Raw genomic sequence first — 17,080 nt, 5'->3', positions numbered from 1 at the left:
TTTTTGGTATTTGTACCTTTCCCTTCAAGGCCACTTTCCTGGGCATCCCTATTAAAAATAGCCTGAAATGATTAATTTGCATGCTTATTAAGCCAAAAGCCTTAAAACCAAGCTTGCATGCAGATTGATTTCAAACATAAAGTGTTGCCCCACCTGCTGGGCATCATTTCTTTTTACCTTATCGTCGTAGTATATTTTTCCCCCATTGTTTTTGATGGCAAAATGATGTTTCAAAATGACATCCTGCAGTGGGAAGGTTCTGCCAAAGAGGTGCTGGAATATAGAGAGGCTACCGGGGAGGACGCCTTGTGGACCAACCGCATGTTTGGGGGCATGCCGGCCTATCTGATCAGCACCGAATTTCCGGGCGACATTACCAACGCTATCACCAAAATTTTAACTTTGGGCCTACCCCACCCCATCAATTCCCTTTTTATGGGCATGATCGGGATGTATATTCTCCTACTAAGCTTTAGCATCAGGCCCACGATCAGCATGGGTGGTGCTTGGGCTTTCGCATTCAACACCTTTCATATTATAAGCCTTGAAGCGGGCCACAATGCCAAGATATGGGCAATCTGTCTTATACCATTAATTTTGGCCGGTATCCATATGGCTTTTAGCAGGCGCTTGATACTTGGTACGGGCATTTTTGCACTGGCACTTATGCTTCAGTTAAAGTTCAACCACCTTCAAATCACGTATTACACACTTTTAATCGTATTGATTTACGGGCTGGGTCAGATCATTTCTTTTGTCAAAACCAATCAATTGCCCGCACTTGGCAAAATCATGGCTTTCTTGGTGGTCGGGGCAGTGTTTGCCGTCATGGCCAATGCCGGCAGGCTAGCCACTACCTACGAATACGGGGACTACTCCATCCGGGGAAAAGCAACCTTGGAAACTACTGATTCCCCCGACTCAGGTCTGGGCAAGGATTACGCCTTCAACTGGTCTCAGGGAATACTTGAAACCATGACCTTTTTGGTGCCAAATTTCTACGGAGGAGGCAGCAGGGAAGACCTTGGCGAGGGCTCGGCTTCGGAGGAAGCCTTGAGAAGACAGGGTGCACAGACGGGTCAGATCCGTGATTTTATAAGGAATGCGCCAACCTACTGGGGAGAACAGCCGGGTACAGGCGGGCCCATCTACGGTGGAGCTATTTTAATTTTCATGTTTGTAATGGGCATGGTTTGGGGGCCAAGAAGGTTCAAATACATCTTTCTTGTCATCACCATATTATCCTTTATGCTGGCTTGGGGTAAAAACATGGCTTGGTTCAATTATGCGATGTTTGATTATTTCCCGGGCTATAACAAATTTAGGGCTGTCACCATGGCGCTATCAATGGCCCTATTTGCCATCCCGGTAATGGGCGCCATGGGATTGGAGTCCTACATGAACAACCGCACGCACCCGCAGGTAATGCCAAAGCTGCTTTTCGCGTTTGGGGTTACGGGTGGAATTGCTTTAATTTTGGCCTTGATTCCAGGCGTCTTTGATTTCCGCTCCCCATCTGATCAATACCTTCCTGACTGGCTAATTTCGGCCATCCGCGAAGACCGGCGAGCCCTGTTGAGCAAGGATGCTTGGCGTAGCTTTATCTTTATCGCACTTGCAGCCGGGTTGGTTTTTGCGTTTTTAAAATATAAGATCCAGGCCGTGTATGCTACAGCTGGAATAGCCCTTTTGATTTTGGCAGACATCTGGTTTATCAATAAAAGATACTTGGAAAACGACAGTTTTGTAAACGATCCCAGTGCGGAGTACTTTCAGGCTACCCCTGCCGACAATAGAATCATGGCTGATGAAGGCTATTACAGGGTCCTCAACCTGGAAAACCCTTTCAACGAAGCCAGAACTAGCTATAGGTTCAACAGTATAGGCGGTTATCACGGTGCCAAAATGCGCAGGTATCAAGACCTTATTGATGAGGTGTTGTCCTATGAAATGCAAGGCTTTATTCAGCAGGCCCAAGAAGGGAATTTCAATTTTGAAACCCTTAACGCCTTAAACATGCTGAATGCCAAATATTTTTACTTTGGAGCATCAGAAAATCAAGTATTTAGAAACGACAACGCCAAAGGTGCCGCTTGGTTTCCTGAAGCCGTATATCCGGTGACCTCTAACGTCGATGAGATAGGCGTGCTGCAAAATTCCGAACTTGGCAATACTGCAACGCTAAACTCACAAGAGTTTGGCACTCTTAATGCGGGTTCTGGTTCTATAGAGCTTGTTAATTATTCACCTAGGGAGTTGGTTTACAATGTAAGCGCAAACCAGTCTGGGCTGGCTTTATTTTCGGAGATCTATTATCCTGAAGGCTGGAGGGCGTTTGTAGATGGGCAGGAAGTGGATATTTTAAGGGCCAATTACTTGCTAAGAGCATTGGATTTGCCGGAAGGGACGTATGAAGTGAGGTTTTCATTTGAGCCTAGCTCCTATTATTCTGCCAAGCCCCTGATGATCATTTTCCAGATATTGATCTTAGTACTGCTAGGGTTTGGATTATTTTTGACAATAAAACCAATGGTTTCTCATGGTAGAGAAGGATAAAATAGTTAGCTATTACGATCAGTTTGTCACCGAACAGGAAAAGCGGGGGGTCAATTCCCGGCACCTGCATATTTTGGACAAGTTGGTGTCTGCCGGGCTAAAGAATGACCACAAGGTACTTGAGGTGGGTTGCGGCATCGGTACAGTCAGCCAATTGATTGCCAGAAAGGTCAATAAAGGAAAGGTGCTAGCAGTGGACATCAGTCCTGAAAGCATCGAAAAGGCCAAAAAACTGTGGGAAGTCTGTGAGAACCTCACCTTTGAAGTTTCTGACATGAAGGACTTTGCCAAAGATGAGCTTTATGACTTTTTCGTCTTTCCGGATGTTTTGGAACACATCCCGGTAGATCAGCATTTCAAATTATTTGAAACGGTCAAGCGGCACAGCCATAAGGATTCGGTGATTTTTATCAATATCCCCGCTCCACGCTTTTTGGAATGGATGATGCATAACGAACCTGAAAAACTTCAGGTAATCGATCAGCCCTTGGACACAGGGGAATTGATTAAAAATATCAGTGCCAACGGTTTTTATTTGGAAAAGATGGAAACCTATAGTATTTTCTACGAAGAAAATGACTATCAGTATTTTGTACTACGGTCTCATAAACCTCTGGAGAAAGCCACTTTGCGAAACAAGTGGTCGGTTTTCAGAGAGCGGTTAAGCATTAAAATCAGAAACGGACTTAATTAATTTTTTATGACAGGAGGAGCCGGATTTGCCAAGCAGGGTAAAGATCAGTTTGACGACAACCGCAAACTGCGCCAGATCAGAACGCCCTATAAGGATCAAGCCTACCAAAAAGACCCCCGTGTTTTTTCGGGGACCATGGAGGTATATGAGGAATTGAAAGATTGGCAAAATGACCGCAGGCAGGAAATTGCGCAGACGTCCATGTTTATCTGGTCTTTCATCGTGATGCTAATTCTATCTTTGCTGGCGGTAATGGTTTTGCTATTTTGAATTTCTGCTAAGCATAAAGAATGATCATTTACACCTATCCGGTCAGGACCGCATTTACCGAAAGGGATGTGGAAATGATTGAGCCCCACTTTTCCATCAAGCCATTAAAATTCACTGGCAGTCCTGTAAAACTCCCCTTTTACTTTATTCTACAGGCTTTTCAGCTGTTGTTTTATTTACCCAAGACCACTCATTATCTGTGCTTTTTTGCCGGCTACCACAGCTACCTTCCCGTCATTTTCGGAAAGCTTTTCAAAAAAAAGGTTTTTATACAATGTGGAGGCACGGATGCCATGAACATGCCTGCGATCAACTATGGAAATTACCGAAAGAATATTTTGAGACAGTTTACCGAATACAGTTTCAGAAACTGCACGAAGATTTTGCCTGTAGCCCAGGCGCTGGTCAAGCAGGATTACCGCTATTCTGCGCTGATACCTGAGGCTCAAGGATTGAAAAACTTGGTTCCAGGGCTCAAAACCCCCATTCAGGTTATTCATAATGGTTTTTCGGGGGAATTTTGGAAAGATCTGGGCTTAGAGCGGAAAGCCCAAACTTACATTACGGTAGCCACCGGCATCTCCAAAAGCAACCGTGCGATGATCAAAGGGATTGATCTGATCGAGGAAATGGCAGCCCGTTTTCCAGATGCCCAATTTACCTTGGTAGGTGATGAAAATTATTCTACCCACCTCACCAATATAAAGGTACTGGGAAAACTTTCTCAAAAAGAGATACGCAACCTTTTTAACCATCACCGCTTTTATTTGCAACTTTCCATGTCTGAAGGCTTTCCAAACGCTTTGGCGGAGGCTATGCTTTGTGGGTGTATTCCTATTGGCTCAGCCGTGGGAGCCATTCCGGAAATTATCGGTGATACCGGCTTTATTCTAGAAAAAAAGGACTCCGCAGCACTGGTGAGGATTTTCCAGGATGCCAACCAGGCTGATTTAATTACCCTAAGAATTTTGGCCCCGCTCAGGATCAAGACACATTATGATTATGAAGACCGAAAAAATGCCTTACTACAGGTTTTCCAGTGATCCTGCTTATCTTTAACTTTTTATTTTCGCATGGGTAAAATTGCCAAACAAAGTATTCTGACCACCATCAGCTCCTATTTAGGCGTACTGATTGGCTATGTCAATATTCTTTGGCTGCTCCCTTGTGCGTTGACGCCGAGTGAATTTGGGGCATTTCGTACTATACAGGATATGGCTTTGTTGCTGGTCCCATTTGCGCAATTAGGGCTGGGCCATGGCATCACACGCTTTTATCCCCAGGTAAAAAAACACAAATTCACCTTTTTCACCTATAGCTTAATCTGGTGCATAGTCGGATTTACGGCTGTTGCGGTGCTGTTTTTGGTTTTCAAGGATGAGATTATCCGCACCTATTCGGTCAACTCCCCACAGGTAAACAACTATTTAGGCGTGGTGTTGATCATCACGTTTTTTTCGGTGATCCACACAATTCTGGATGCATTTATGCGCTCATTTCTCAAGGTGGCTATTCCCACTTTTATAAGAGAGGTGATGGTTCGCCTCCTGGTGAGTGCCTGGATTGTAACCTTTTTGTTGGGTTGGATAGATTTTTACCAGGTGATGATGGGATTAGGACTGCTTTACTTGATGGCAGTGTTGTTTATGATTGCCTACATGCTGAAAAGAGACCTGTTTAGGCTGAAGTTCAACTTCGGAGTGTTATCCCAGTCTTTCAAGGGTGAATTTATTAAATACAGCTTGATCACCTTTCTGGGGACGGCTGGGTCCATTTTGATCATGAAAATCGACAGCCTGATGGTTTCGGCGATGATCAGTCTGGATGCAAATGCCATATATACGATCGGGTTTTCCATTGCCGTGGTGATCGAAATGCCCCGCAGAGCCATTAGCCAGGTAGTGATGCCGGTGATTGCTGAAAGTTTTGCGGGTGGCAGGCTGGACCAGATCCACCAGCTCTATAAGAAAGTGGCGGTCAACCAACTGATTATTTGCCTCCTACTGTTCATTGGACTTTGGGCCAATATTGATAACCTTTACCATTTTGTGCCCAACCGGGACGTTTATGAAGCCGGCAAGTGGGTAGTTTTGCTCATTGGCTTGGGAAAGCTTTCCGACGTAATCTTTTCTGTCAACGGTGAGATCATAGTCTTTAGCAAATATTATCTATTTAACATCACCTCCACCCTACTGATGAGCCTGGTGGTGATATTGCTAAATTTGATGCTGATCCCAAGTTATGGAATTGAAGGAGCGGCGATGGCTTCCTTTGTTGCCATGTTCTTTTATAACCTGTTGAAATATTACTACATCAAGGTCAAGCTTCACTTTACACCCTTCACTTGGGATCTGGCGAAAGTGATTTTGGTGGGCTTAGTGGCTTATTATATTCCAACTCTATTGTTACCGACTTTAGACAATATCTTCCTAGACCTGATCATCCGGTCAGCGCTAATCATGATAATTTACCTGACAGGAATATATGTGTTCAACCCTTCCCCGGAGGGAAAAAACATGGTTCTGAATGCGTTGAATAAAATCAAACCTTAAAGTTCATCGAGAATGGCGGCCAGCTTTTTCGTAAGCTCTTTTCGGTCGTATTTTTTGACGTTGCCTCCACTATTTATTTGGATTTCCCCCTTTGCGTAGCGAAGTAGGAAGCTTTTGATTTCGTCCACTTGCTTGTGGGCAAACACTTTCCCTGCTTGGGCTGCCTGCAAGATCTGGGCAGAATCACCGGCGGGATCACCTAGGGCCAAAACCGGCCTTTCTGTGGCCATGTATTCAAATATTTTCCCGGGAATGTTGCCCTTGGCATTTTTGGTTTTGGTCAGAATCAAAAGCAAGAGATTGGCTTGCTCATAAAAGCCAAATACTTCCTCATGGCTCACATACCCCGCAAAATGCACATGATTGGCCAACCATTCATCCGACTCGATGAAATGGATAACCTTGTCACTAACCTTGCCCACAAAAGTCATTTCCACGGGAACTGCAGTCCCCTCAAAAGCCTGTCTAAGCGCTTTTAAAAACGGCAAGGGGTCCCGAATCGCATCAATAATTCCGGTATAAACGATTTTCAGGCCTTTTGAAACCTCGGGAGCTGCCGCAAACTGAGCAGGCAAATCTGCTTGGTCAAAACCATTGGTGATTAAATCTATCGATCTGGGGTAAATCTTGCTGATTTCCTCCTGAAAAGTCGGCGATATGGTCAGCACCCGATCGGCCTCCTTCAAAACCGACCTCTCCAGCTCTTCATGCTGTTTCCTAACCAAGGGTGTCATAGGCAGGGTATCCAAAAATTCCCAACTGCTCCATGGATCCCTAAAATCCGCAACCCACCTCACTCCAAGTTTCCGCTTCAGATTTCGCCCTATCAGGTGTAGGCTATGCGGAGGGCCAGTGGTAATCACTGTTTCGATTTTATTTTTCTCAAGAATATCGGAAAGGTATTCCACTGAAGGTTTTACCCAAAACCTCCGGGGGTCAGGTATCAGCAGATTGGCGCGCATCCAGATGGAAAGCTTGTCGAAAAGTCCCTTTTCACCCTTTTCCAAAATCTTGGAAGGATCCTTTATTTTTCCTCCTTTAAGTTTCCTAAAAATCCCATAAGGCTCCCAGATAGGAAATTTCAGGACCTCCAAATCCCTGGGTATCTCCTTTAAAAGGCTCATATCCCTCAGTTCGAAGTCGGGATTCTCTGGAGTAAAAACAACAGGTTCCCAACCGTACTGGGGAAGGTATTTGGCAAATTTAAGCCATCGCTGCACACCTGAACCGGCGCTGGGCGGCCAATAATAGGTGATGATAAGAACCTTTTTTAATTCTTGCATTCCCAAAGATAATAAATAAACTTTTCGCCTCCCTTCTACTTATAATAAGGATTAATCTTTATTTTTAAGCTTAGAAAACCTATTAAGCATGAAGAAAATCGCAGTATTTACCTCCGGTGGAGATGCCCCAGGAATGAACGCCTGTATCCGTGCAGTAGTACGGACAGGAATATACCACAACCTAGATGTTTACGGTATCATGTACGGTTACGACGGCATGATCAACGGCGACATCAAGAAAATGTACACCCACTCGGTGAGCAACATAGTACAGCGGGGCGGGACCATCCTAAAATCTGCTAGAAGCGAAGAATTCAGAACCAAAGAAGGCCGGCAAAAAGCTTACGAGCAACTCAAAAAGCACGGAATTGAAGGTTTGGTGGCCATTGGAGGGGACGGTACATTTACTGGGGCGCAGATTCTGAGTAAGGAATTCGGCATACCGGTGATAGGCTGCCCCGGAACTATTGACAACGACATATATGGCACTGATTTCACCATTGGTTTTGATACGGCGCTGAACACCGCACTTGAGGCCATAGACAAGGTGAGGGATACGGCTGCGGCTCACGACAGGATCTTCTTTATTGAGGTAATGGGTCGCGACAGTGGGTATATAGCCGTGGAATGCGGTATCGGTGGAGGCGCGGAGCTGGTGATGGTACCGGAAACCAAAACCTCCATCAAGGATGTGGTCAAGTCACTCAAAGGCCTAAGAAAGACCAAAACATCCAGTATCGTAGTGGTTGCCGAAGGTGATGAAGAAGGTGGGGCGGCTGAGATTATGGAGAAGGTAAAAAAAGAGATCAATAATGATGAACTCGATTTTAAAGTAACTACATTGGGACACATTCAGCGAGGGGGCAATCCTACTGCAAAGGACAGAATCCTGGGTAGCTGGTGTGGCATGGCCGCCGTAGAAGGATTGATGCAAGGCAAGACCAACTGCATGGCTGGTATCGTCCACGAAGAAGTCGTCTACACAGACTTTAACGACTGCATTACCAAGGACAAACCTTTGAAGAAAGATTACCTTAAACTAATAGAAATCCTAAGTATCTAAATCACCCTATGGGCTTTATCCCTATCTTCCTGACATTGGCAGGATTTGTATTTCTGTTTTACACAGTAGTAGAAAACAGCCTTAAAAACAAACAAAAGGCTTTTGAGGAAAAATTTTACCTATTGAAAGAAAGGCTTGCGGTGCAGGAACACCTAAAGCCAACACGGGCCAACTTGGTCCATCTGGAAAACATCTACCTCAAGAAAAATCCGGCTGAAAAGGAAGCCGCAAAAGGCCCTCTCTCCCAGTCAAAACTTTACCTTTATCAGTATAATAGGCTATTGGCTAAAAAGCCGTATAATTTTGTAGCAAAAATCAGCGGCCGTCAATCCATTTGACGGCCAATATGCTTAATAATTGATTCTGCCTCATCCGGAGAGAACCACACCATATCCGGATCTTTTTTAAACCAGGTGAGCTGCCTTTTGGCATAACGACGGGAATTTCTTTTAAGAAGTCGCACGGCCTCCTCCTTGTCATACTTTCCATCCAAGTACCCAAAAATTTCCGAATACCCGACCGTCTGTAGAGCATTGAGATGGCGATAAGGAAATAGCTTTCCGGCTTCCTCAAACAATCCCTGCTCAATCATCTGATCCATCCTCAGGTTGATGCGCTCATACAGCAATTCCCTGTCCCTTTCCAGTCCGATTTTGATCAAATTGAAAGGCCTTTCCACTGTGTTTTTTTGTCTGAAACTACTAAATGGCTTGCCCGTGCCTTCAAAAACCTCCAATGCCCTGATCAACCGTTGTGGATTGTGCCGATCCACCATTTCGAAGTATTCGGGATCTACCTGCTTGAGCCTCTTTTGTAAAACCTCTATTCCCTCATTTTGAAAAAGCTCATTTAAGCTTTCCCGTATTTGGGATGGTATTTCAGGCATTTCATCAAAACCCTTACAAACCGCATCTATATAGAGACCCGAACCGCCGGTCATGATGACACAGTCGTGAGTTTCAAATAGGGAATTTAAAAGATTCAAGGTGTCATTTTCAAACCTTCTAACGTCATATTGGTCATGTATAGAAAGGGAGTCAATGAAATGGTGGGCAACCTGTTGGCGCTCTTCCAAGGTGGGCTTGGCTGTCCCTATTTCCATTTCCCTAAAAAATTGTCTACTATCGGAAGAAATGATAGAAGTATTAAATTTTTTGGCTATTTTTATGCACATATCCGTTTTACCAACGGCAGTCGGACCAGCGACGACAATTAAAAACTTGGCGGTATCTATCAATGGATGTAAACTATTTTTTTGAGACTCTACCGCAAAATTACAAAAACTTGATGATGAAAGATAAAAAGGTGCTGATAGTTGATGATAATGCATTAAATCGAAAGGTTTTCGAGAACATCATCCGACATAATTATCTTTTCGAGACAGCCGAAAACGGCCTTGTGGCATTGGATAAATTAAGGGAGAAAGATTTTGACATCATCCTTATGGACATTCAAATGCCCAAACTTGACGGCATTTCCACCCTTAAGGTGATCAAGACGGAGCATTTAACGGAGGCTCCCATTATTGCCGTTTCGGCATATTCCGACCAGAGCGACAGGGATTATTTTATTGCCACTGGTTTTGATGAATTTATTGCCAAGCCGATCAAGCCTAAAAACCTTCTGGAAACTATTTTCCAACACCTCAACCCGGGTGGTGCATCCGTAGTTGCGGAATCTACAGCAGTGGAAGCTGTTCCGGCTGCAGATTCTGAGGAACTTAATGAGAAAATAGTTAAACAGTTATTGAAGTATAACAGCCCCGACAATATCAAAACAGTATACTTAGACTTTATTGAGGAGGCCGAAGATCTTACCGCTGACATTAAAAATTTAATTGAAAGTAAGAATTACAAGGAAATAGGGGAAAAATTGCATATTATTAAGGGTAATTCGGGCACTTTAGGTGCCAACAAGATATACCACTTCAGTGCATCTTTTGAAAAGAACATCAAAACTTCTAATTTTGACAATATTTCACAAGAACATTTGAAGCTTAAACAATTGTTGGATAACTTTCGGGATTATTTTAGCGAGCAGCAATCCATCTTATAAAAAATAGGAATATAAAGAATGAGCGATATTAAAAAAGTATTGGTAGCAGAGGACAGCTCAGTGATCATTAATTTGACGAGAAACGTGTTGATGTTTGAAAACTTCCACATCACCTCTGTTAAAAACGGCAAGCAAGTATTGGCCAAATTGGAAAAAGAAGATTTTGACCTGATTTTGATGGACATCAACATGCCTCAAATGGACGGAATCGAGTGTACGAAAGCCATTAGGGCTTTGCCTGACAAGTCAAAAGCCAATGTTCCTATTGTTGCCATCACCGGAAATTACAAAAATTACACTCTGGACGATTTTAAACAAGCCGGCTTAAATGATTACGTTCAAAAGCCTTTGGATTACGACCACCTTTTGGCCACTGTCAAAAAGCACATCTCCAAATAAGTAAATGGCGGTAAAGTATACCAAATCCTACCTTGACAAGCTGGAAAACCTATTTGCGGAATCTGATTTCATTCTCAGGTATGAAAAAGGAAACTTCAAATCTGGCTATTGTATACTCAATGACACCAACGTGGTCATCGTCAACAAATACTACACAACTGAAGGAAAAATCAACACCCTTTTGGACATACTCAGGGAACTGAAGTTTAACCCGAAGGATTTTTCCAACAAGAAAAACCAGGATTTCCTCAGCGAACTCCAACAAACCGAGCTCAAACTTTGAAGATCACATTCTTAGGAACTGGCACCTCACAAGGGGTACCCGTAATCGGGTGCAGTTGTGAGGTGTGTACCTCCTTAGATTTTAGGGATAAAAGACTTCGAACTTCCGTTCACCTGGAGGTAGATGGAAAGAGTATCGTCATCGATACCGGCCCGGACTTTAGGCAGCAGATGCTGAGGGAAAACATCCGCGATGTGGACGCCGTTATTTTCACCCATGAGCACAAAGACCATACTGCAGGTCTTGACGACATTCGTCCCTTCAATTTCATGCACAAACGGGACATGCCCATCTTTGGTAGGCAACAGGTGCTGGAGCAAATCAAAAGGGAGTTTTCCTACATTTTCGAAAATCACAGCTACCCGGGTGTGCCTAAGGTGCAGCCTGTGGAAATCACTAATCAACCATTTATTGCGGAAGGAGTCCCTGTCACCCCTATAGATGTGCTGCACTATAAGCTTCCCGTTTTTGGGTTCAGAGTACAGGATTTTACCTATATCACAGACGCCAACTTTATCTCAGAGGCAGAGATTGAAAAAATAAAAGGGTCCAAGGTGCTTGTGCTCAATGCGCTGAGGTTAAAAGACCACATTTCCCATTTCACATTCGAAGAAGCGATTGAAATGGTGGAAAGAATACAGCCCGAGAAAGCATATTTTACGCATATCAGCCATCAACTGGGCTGCCATTCCAAGGTGGAAAAACTATTGCCGCCCCATATCCGTTTGGCCTATGATGGGCTCAAGATAGAAATCTAATCATGCATTTAAATTATCATTTTTTTAAATTCCTTTGTTCTGAACTGGACAATGCGCTGAAAGGTCACACCCTTACCAACTGCTTTTCACAAAATAAAGACGAGTTAGTTTTTGAGTTTGAAAAAGATAGCCAATACCGCTACATAAGGGCCTTGCTAAACCCCTCCAACACAGTATTAAGCTTTCCCGACAGCTTTGCCAGAAGTAAAAAAAACAACATTGATCTTTTCCCAACCCTGATAGGCCTTCAGGTCGCGGAGATCAGGACCTATGAAAATGAAAGGGCCTTTTACATTAAATTTGATCCCTTTAAACTCCTAGTATTTAAAATGCACGGCTCGCGAAGCAACGTGATACTTTTCCATGAGATAAATCAGCAACCTGAAGATATTTTCAAAAAAAACCTGCAGGAAGACTGGAACTTAGTGGCGGAAGACTTATCCCGACCCATGGACTTTACATGGAAGAGATTTACATCTCTGGAAGGTAATGCCGCACAGTTTGCCCCCACTTTGGGAAAGCTCCCAAGGCAATGGTTGAAAGAGAAAGGCTACATTGAGGCACCAATCGAGGAGAAATGGCGCCTGATGCAGGAGCTAATGGACATGCTGGACAGTCCTGTTTTTTCCATCGTTCCGGAAAACAGTGACTATAAACTTACCCTTCTCCCGGTTTCCTCCCCTACTTTCCAAAGCAGCTCGGCTATTGAGGTAAGTAATGAGTTCTTCAGATATGCGGTTGTGTATGCTTTGTTTGAAAAGGAAAAAGACAAGCTATTGAGGAGCTACCAGGATAAAATCAAAAAGACAGAATCCTACCTGGAAAAGTCTAATCAGAAATTGAAAAGCCTCACAGAAGAAACCAGTCCCCAGCAGCTGGCCGACATCATCATGGCTAACCTCCACCAGATCCCTTCTAATGAAGAAGAGGTGATTCTGTATGATTTCTACCAGGATAAAAATATCAAGGTTAAACTAAAAAGAGGCGTTACCCCACAGAAGTTTGCCGAGAATCTTTATAGAAAAGGCAAAAACCGTAAAATTGAAATTGCGCAGCTGGAGGAAAATATCAGAAGAAAGAAAGATTATCTTTTAGAACTGCTCGAGCAGTCTGAGGAGGTAGCAAGCTTTACTTCTTTTAAGCAACTTAAAGCATTCGAAAAGGAACACCATTTAACTTCCAAAACTTCCGCCTCACAGGAAACCATCCCTTATAAGAGGTTTGAGTTTGACGGTTATATTGTAATGGTCGGCAAGTCTGCCAAGGGGAACGATGAGATGCTGCGATATCACAGCTGGAAAGACGACTTGTGGCTGCACGCCAAGGGTGTGGCGGGTTCACATGTGATCATCAAAGGGAAAGGCAAGGTCAACATTCCCAAAGATGTACTGGAGAAATCTGCTCAATTGGCTGCCTATTATTCCAAAAGTAAGAATGACAGTCTCACCCCTGTCATCTATACCCCCTGCAAATACGTCAGAAAGGTAAAAGGCTCTGCTCCTGGGGCTGTGATGGTGGATAAAGAAAAAGTCATAATGGTACCTCCCAGAGGACCGCAGGAAATCCAGTAAAAAAAGGCCGGACATGCTGTCCAGCCTTTTAAATGGTTGAGGTCTATGACCGTTATCAATTTACAATATGCAATTTTAACATGTTGGTACGCCCCTTGGCTTTAAGTGGCATACTACCGGTATTGATGATTATTTCCCCATTTTTGACAAAACCGTCATTTTTTAGCTGGTTTTGAATATCCTGGAAGGTGCCGTCTGTAGAAGTCTGCTTCTCATAATAATAAGCTCGAACACCCCACACCAGGCTTAGTTGAGTGATCAAACTCTTGTTGCTGGTAAATATGAAGATATTAGCCAATGGACGGTGAGAGGCCAGCCTGAAAGCGGTAAAGCCGGAGACTGTAATACCTACCAATGCTTTGGCTTTCACATTTCTGGAAAGTCTGGAGGCCATCAGAAGCAAGTTGTTGCTTAGGAAAGTTTCATCGTCTTCAGGAATTTTATAAAGGTTATGGTAGATTTCAGCGTTTTGCTCGATATAGTCAATAATGCTGCTCATTGCCTTCACTGCCTCCACGGGATAGTTTCCTGAAGCTGTTTCCGCAGAAAGCATCACCGCATCGGCACCGTCCAATACCGCATTGGCCACGTCATTGGACTCGGCGCGGGTTGGGCGTGGATTGACGATCATGCTTTCCATCATCTGGGTAGCAATAATCACCGGCTTGCAGGCAAGCTTACATTTCTCCACCATTTTCTTTTGCCATAGAGGCACCATCTGCATCGGAACTTCCACCCCAAGATCACCTCTGGCCACCATGATAGCATCAGAAGCCTCAATGATGGCATCTATGTCCTCAAGGGCTTCCGGCTTCTCAATTTTGGCAACGATTTTACAGGCTTTCCCGGCTTTTTCGATTCTTTGCCTCAAGTCAACAATATCCTCTGAAGACCTTACAAAAGAAAGGGCAATCCAGTCTACCTCATTTGCCAACCCGAATTCCAGATCTACCAAATCCTTTTCCGTCAAGGATGGAGCACTTACTTTTGTACTTGGCAGGTTGATCCCTTTTTTGGATTTCAACAACCCACCGTGTACCACGGTACATTTTACACTTTTACCGTCTGTGCTTAGCACTACCAACTCCAAGTTTCCATCGTCAATGAGGATTCGGTCACCCTCTTGCACATCGTTGGGAAGATTTTGGTAAACTGTGCTCACCAGGCTGGAAGTACCCACCACCGGTTCGGTGGTGATGGTAATCGGATCACCTGGCACTATTTCAACACCATTGTTTTCCACCTCTCCTACCCTGATTTTTGGGCCTTGGAGATCTTGGAGAATACCAATGTTTAGATTGAGTTTTTTATTGATCTGGCGGATCAGCTTGATGACCTCTGAATGTCCTTGATGGTTGCCGTGGGAAAAATTAAGTCTGAAAACACTTGCTCCGGCGTGAACTAATTTTGTGAGAGCTTCTTCATTGTTACAGGCTGGGCCTACTGTTGCTAAGATTTTTGTTTTATTAAAAACAGGTACTTTCATAAAGTAATTTCAGTTTTAATAGGTTAATAGGTTTTCTTTTGATTTTAATTTTGTCACATCCAGTTTGACCACGTTTTGGACATAGGGATGTTTGGAAAGCTCCTCAATATACGCATTTATATTCAATTCGTAGGTATAATCCTGCAACAGGAGGAAGTAATCGATGGTTTTGAGCTCCGGCACCAGGTACAGGGCCTTGTCGGACTTGGAGTAGGAGCGGTTTCGCAGCAGCTGGATGAATCCGTGATCTTTTTCAAGAATATACTGCGAAATAACCAAAGCCGGTTGGTTGATAAATTCCAACTGGTAATCCTTCGTTCTGGCAAGATCCAAATCGAGCGAATTATTGATCACCCAGGCCATCTTATAGTCCTTGAGGGGAGCTACGAGGCCGATTAGATCAAATTCATATTCGTGTACAACTTGGAGCTTGGTTTTCTTCATTCGAGGAAGAATTTAAAAAACCAAAGGTAAAAATTATAGTTCAACTTTCAGCCGTAAGGTGAATATCTAAATTTAGTTTCCTGTTTTTTTTGGCAATAAGGGGATAAATATATTTCTTTGCGGAGTGTTTAAACTAAACTGATCACAAAATGTCTGAAATTGCACAAAAAGTAAAAGCCATTATCGTTGATAAGTTAGGCGTAGAAGAATCTGAAGTTACGCCTGAGGCAAGCTTCACTAATGACCTAGGAGCTGACTCTCTTGATACTGTTGAGCTTATTATGGAATTCGAAAAAGAATTCAACATCTCTATTCCAGACGACCAAGCTGAGCAAATTGGCACAGTAGGTCAGGCAGTGAGCTACCTGGAAGCAAACGTGAAATAAAATTCCATCACTGAAAATTCATTTATGAATTTAAGAAGAGTTGTAGTAACAGGTTTAGGTGCCCTTACACCAATTGGCAACAACCTCCAGGAGTACTGGGATGGTTTGGCAAATGGTGTAAGCGGTGCTGCGCCTATTACTAGATTCGATGCATCAAAATTCAAGACGCAATTTGCCTGCGAAATCAAAAACTTTGACGTAGAGCAATACATCGATAAAAAAGAGGCCAGAAAGATGGACCCCTTCACCCAGTACGCTATGATTGTAGTGGAAGAGGCTATGAAGGATTCCGGACTGGACCTGGAAAACATCGACCTCCACCGCGCCGGAGTAATCTGGGGATCGGGAATTGGAGGTCTGAAAACATTCCAGGATGAGGTTACCTCCTTTGCCCATGGAGACGGTACCCCAAGATTCAACCCATTCTTTATCCCAAAAATGATCGCTGACATCAGTGCGGGTTTCCTTTCCATCAAGTATGGCTTTAAAGGACCTAACTTTGTCACCGTTTCTGCTTGTGCATCTGCCACAAACGCCCTGATTGACGCGTTCAACTATATCCGTTTGGGTAAAGCTGACATCTTCATCTCAGGTGGTTCGGAAGCTGCGGTAACTGAAGCCGGTATAGGCGGGTTCAATGCCATGAAGGCGCTTTCTCAGAGAAATGATTCTCCGGAAACAGCTTCAAGGCCATTTGACAAGGATAGAGAAGGATTTGTACTTGGTGAAGGAGCCGGTGCCCTTATTCTTGAGGAATATGAGCACGCCAAAGCAAGAGGTGCCAAAATCTACGCCGAGTTAGTTGGCGGAGCTATGACAGCCGATGCTCACCACATCACCGCCCCACACCCTGAGGGTGAAGGTGCCGGAAATGTGATGAAACTTGCCCTTGAAGATGCCGGATTGACGCCCGAAGATATAGACTATATCAACGTGCACGGTACGTCCACACCACTTGGGGATGTAAGTGAAGTGAAAGCTATCCAAAAGGTTTTTGGACCACATGCTTACAACTTGAACATCAGCAGTACAAAATCCATGACAGGCCACCTTTTGGGTGCCGCTGGAGCTATTGAGGCGATTGCAGCCATCTTTGCTGTTCAAAAGGACCTGGTTCCTCCTACCATCAACCATTTTACAGATGACGAGAACCTGGACACCAAATTGAACCTGACCTTCAACAAGGCTCAGGAAAGAAAAGTAAACGCTGCATTGAGTAATACATTCGGATTTGGTGGACACAACTGTTCCATTATCTTCAAGAAAATCGCCGAATAAAA

The 17,080-nt window shown here is 43.9% G+C and carries 18 protein-coding genes; 14 read left to right on the top strand and 4 right to left on the bottom strand.

The genetic code is table 11. The features are described from left to right. Nucleotides 1-117 precede the first annotated feature (117 nt). Genes KIH41_RS15130 through KIH41_RS15110 form a run of 5 tightly spaced genes read left to right on the top strand, consistent with a single transcriptional unit; the run spans nucleotide 118 to nucleotide 6,072 of the window. Nucleotides 118-2,556, top strand: a complete 2,439-nt coding sequence (locus KIH41_RS15130; protein ID WP_213945657.1) for a YfhO family protein — start codon at nucleotides 118-120, stop codon at nucleotides 2,554-2,556. Then, nucleotides 2,540-3,250 (top strand): SAM-dependent methyltransferase, encoded by a 711-nt coding sequence (locus tag KIH41_RS15125; RefSeq protein WP_213945658.1) that lies wholly within the window; start codon nucleotides 2,540-2,542, stop codon nucleotides 3,248-3,250. The genes KIH41_RS15130 and KIH41_RS15125 overlap by 17 nt, the downstream gene beginning before the upstream one ends. 6 nt (nucleotides 3,251-3,256) lie before the next feature. After that, nucleotides 3,257-3,520 (top strand): hypothetical protein, encoded by a 264-nt coding sequence (locus tag KIH41_RS15120; RefSeq protein WP_214162917.1) that lies wholly within the window; start codon nucleotides 3,257-3,259, stop codon nucleotides 3,518-3,520. A 20-nt stretch (nucleotides 3,521-3,540) separates the two neighbouring features. Further along, nucleotides 3,541-4,563 (top strand): glycosyltransferase family 4 protein, encoded by a 1,023-nt coding sequence (locus tag KIH41_RS15115; RefSeq protein ID WP_214162916.1) that lies wholly within the window; start codon nucleotides 3,541-3,543, stop codon nucleotides 4,561-4,563. A 30-nt stretch (nucleotides 4,564-4,593) separates the two neighbouring features. After that, entirely contained in the window at nucleotides 4,594-6,072 is a 1,479-nt protein-coding gene (locus KIH41_RS15110) for an oligosaccharide flippase family protein (protein WP_214162915.1), read from the top strand. Here KIH41_RS15110 and KIH41_RS15105 read toward each other — a convergent pair. After that, nucleotides 6,069-7,355: a glycosyltransferase gene (locus tag KIH41_RS15105; RefSeq protein ID WP_214162914.1), complete on the bottom strand. Its 1,287-nt coding sequence runs from the start codon at nucleotides 7,353-7,355 to the stop codon at nucleotides 6,069-6,071. The two genes, KIH41_RS15110 and KIH41_RS15105, sit on opposite strands and share 4 nt — an antisense overlap. An 88-nt stretch (nucleotides 7,356-7,443) precedes the next feature. Here KIH41_RS15105 and pfkA point away from each other — a divergent pair, with 88 nt between their 5' ends. Then, nucleotides 7,444-8,418 (top strand): 6-phosphofructokinase, encoded by a 975-nt coding sequence (pfkA, locus tag KIH41_RS15100; RefSeq protein WP_213945663.1) that lies wholly within the window; start codon nucleotides 7,444-7,446, stop codon nucleotides 8,416-8,418. Between the two features lie 8 nt (nucleotides 8,419-8,426). Further along, nucleotides 8,427-8,756, top strand: a complete 330-nt coding sequence (locus KIH41_RS15095) for a hypothetical protein (protein WP_214162913.1) — start codon at nucleotides 8,427-8,429, stop codon at nucleotides 8,754-8,756. On the opposite strand, the gene miaA is transcribed toward KIH41_RS15095, so the two are convergent. Further along, complete coding sequence (miaA, locus tag KIH41_RS15090) at nucleotides 8,744-9,655, bottom strand: tRNA (adenosine(37)-N6)-dimethylallyltransferase MiaA (protein ID WP_262897969.1); 912 nt, start codon at nucleotides 9,653-9,655, stop codon at nucleotides 8,744-8,746. The two genes, KIH41_RS15095 and miaA, sit on opposite strands and share 13 nt — an antisense overlap. A gap of 50 nt (nucleotides 9,656-9,705) precedes the next feature. Here miaA and KIH41_RS15085 point away from each other — a divergent pair, with 50 nt between their 5' ends. Genes KIH41_RS15085 through KIH41_RS15065 form a run of 5 tightly spaced genes read left to right on the top strand, consistent with a single transcriptional unit; the run spans nucleotide 9,706 to nucleotide 13,484 of the window. Continuing rightward, nucleotides 9,706-10,473, top strand: a complete 768-nt coding sequence (locus KIH41_RS15085) for a response regulator (protein WP_317194963.1) — start codon at nucleotides 9,706-9,708, stop codon at nucleotides 10,471-10,473. Between the two features lie 18 nt (nucleotides 10,474-10,491). Continuing rightward, nucleotides 10,492-10,872, top strand: coding sequence for a response regulator (locus KIH41_RS15080; RefSeq protein WP_213945666.1), 381 nt, complete (start codon nucleotides 10,492-10,494; stop codon nucleotides 10,870-10,872). Nucleotides 10,873-10,876: 4 nt separating this feature from the next. Continuing rightward, entirely contained in the window at nucleotides 10,877-11,155 is a 279-nt protein-coding gene (locus KIH41_RS15075; protein ID WP_213945667.1) for a hypothetical protein, read from the top strand. After that, complete coding sequence (locus tag KIH41_RS15070) at nucleotides 11,152-11,913, top strand: MBL fold metallo-hydrolase (protein WP_214162911.1); 762 nt, start codon at nucleotides 11,152-11,154, stop codon at nucleotides 11,911-11,913. Before KIH41_RS15075 ends, KIH41_RS15070 begins: the two co-directional genes overlap by 4 nt. A gap of 2 nt (nucleotides 11,914-11,915) precedes the next feature. Beyond that, the gene (locus KIH41_RS15065) at nucleotides 11,916-13,484 is read left to right on the top strand and encodes an NFACT RNA binding domain-containing protein (protein WP_214162910.1); all 1,569 of its coding nucleotides are present in this window, start codon (nucleotides 11,916-11,918) and stop codon (nucleotides 13,482-13,484) included. A gap of 55 nt (nucleotides 13,485-13,539) precedes the next feature. Here KIH41_RS15065 and pyk read toward each other — a convergent pair whose 3' ends face one another. Both pyk and KIH41_RS15055 read right to left on the bottom strand, forming a co-directional pair. After that, nucleotides 13,540-14,970 (bottom strand): pyruvate kinase, encoded by a 1,431-nt coding sequence (gene pyk / locus KIH41_RS15060; protein ID WP_214162909.1) that lies wholly within the window; start codon nucleotides 14,968-14,970, stop codon nucleotides 13,540-13,542. A 15-nt stretch (nucleotides 14,971-14,985) separates the two neighbouring features. Further along, entirely contained in the window at nucleotides 14,986-15,414 is a 429-nt protein-coding gene (locus tag KIH41_RS15055) for an IPExxxVDY family protein (protein ID WP_214162908.1), read from the bottom strand. Nucleotides 15,415-15,563: 149 nt separating this feature from the next. Here KIH41_RS15055 and KIH41_RS15050 point away from each other — a divergent pair, with 149 nt between their 5' ends. Both KIH41_RS15050 and fabF read left to right on the top strand, forming a co-directional pair. After that, nucleotides 15,564-15,800: an acyl carrier protein gene (locus KIH41_RS15050; RefSeq protein WP_010855324.1), complete on the top strand. Its 237-nt coding sequence runs from the start codon at nucleotides 15,564-15,566 to the stop codon at nucleotides 15,798-15,800. A 24-nt stretch (nucleotides 15,801-15,824) separates the two neighbouring features. Beyond that, on the top strand, nucleotides 15,825-17,078 hold the full coding sequence (gene fabF / locus KIH41_RS15045; protein WP_213945672.1) for a beta-ketoacyl-ACP synthase II: 1,254 nt from the start codon (nucleotides 15,825-15,827) through the stop codon (nucleotides 17,076-17,078). Nucleotides 17,079-17,080 lie beyond the last annotated feature (2 nt).

The organism is Litoribacter ruber (assembly GCF_018500185.1).
Classification (GTDB): domain Bacteria; phylum Bacteroidota; class Bacteroidia; order Cytophagales; family Cyclobacteriaceae; genus Litoribacter; species Litoribacter ruber.
This window is presented reverse-complemented; position numbering and strand designations above follow the sequence as displayed.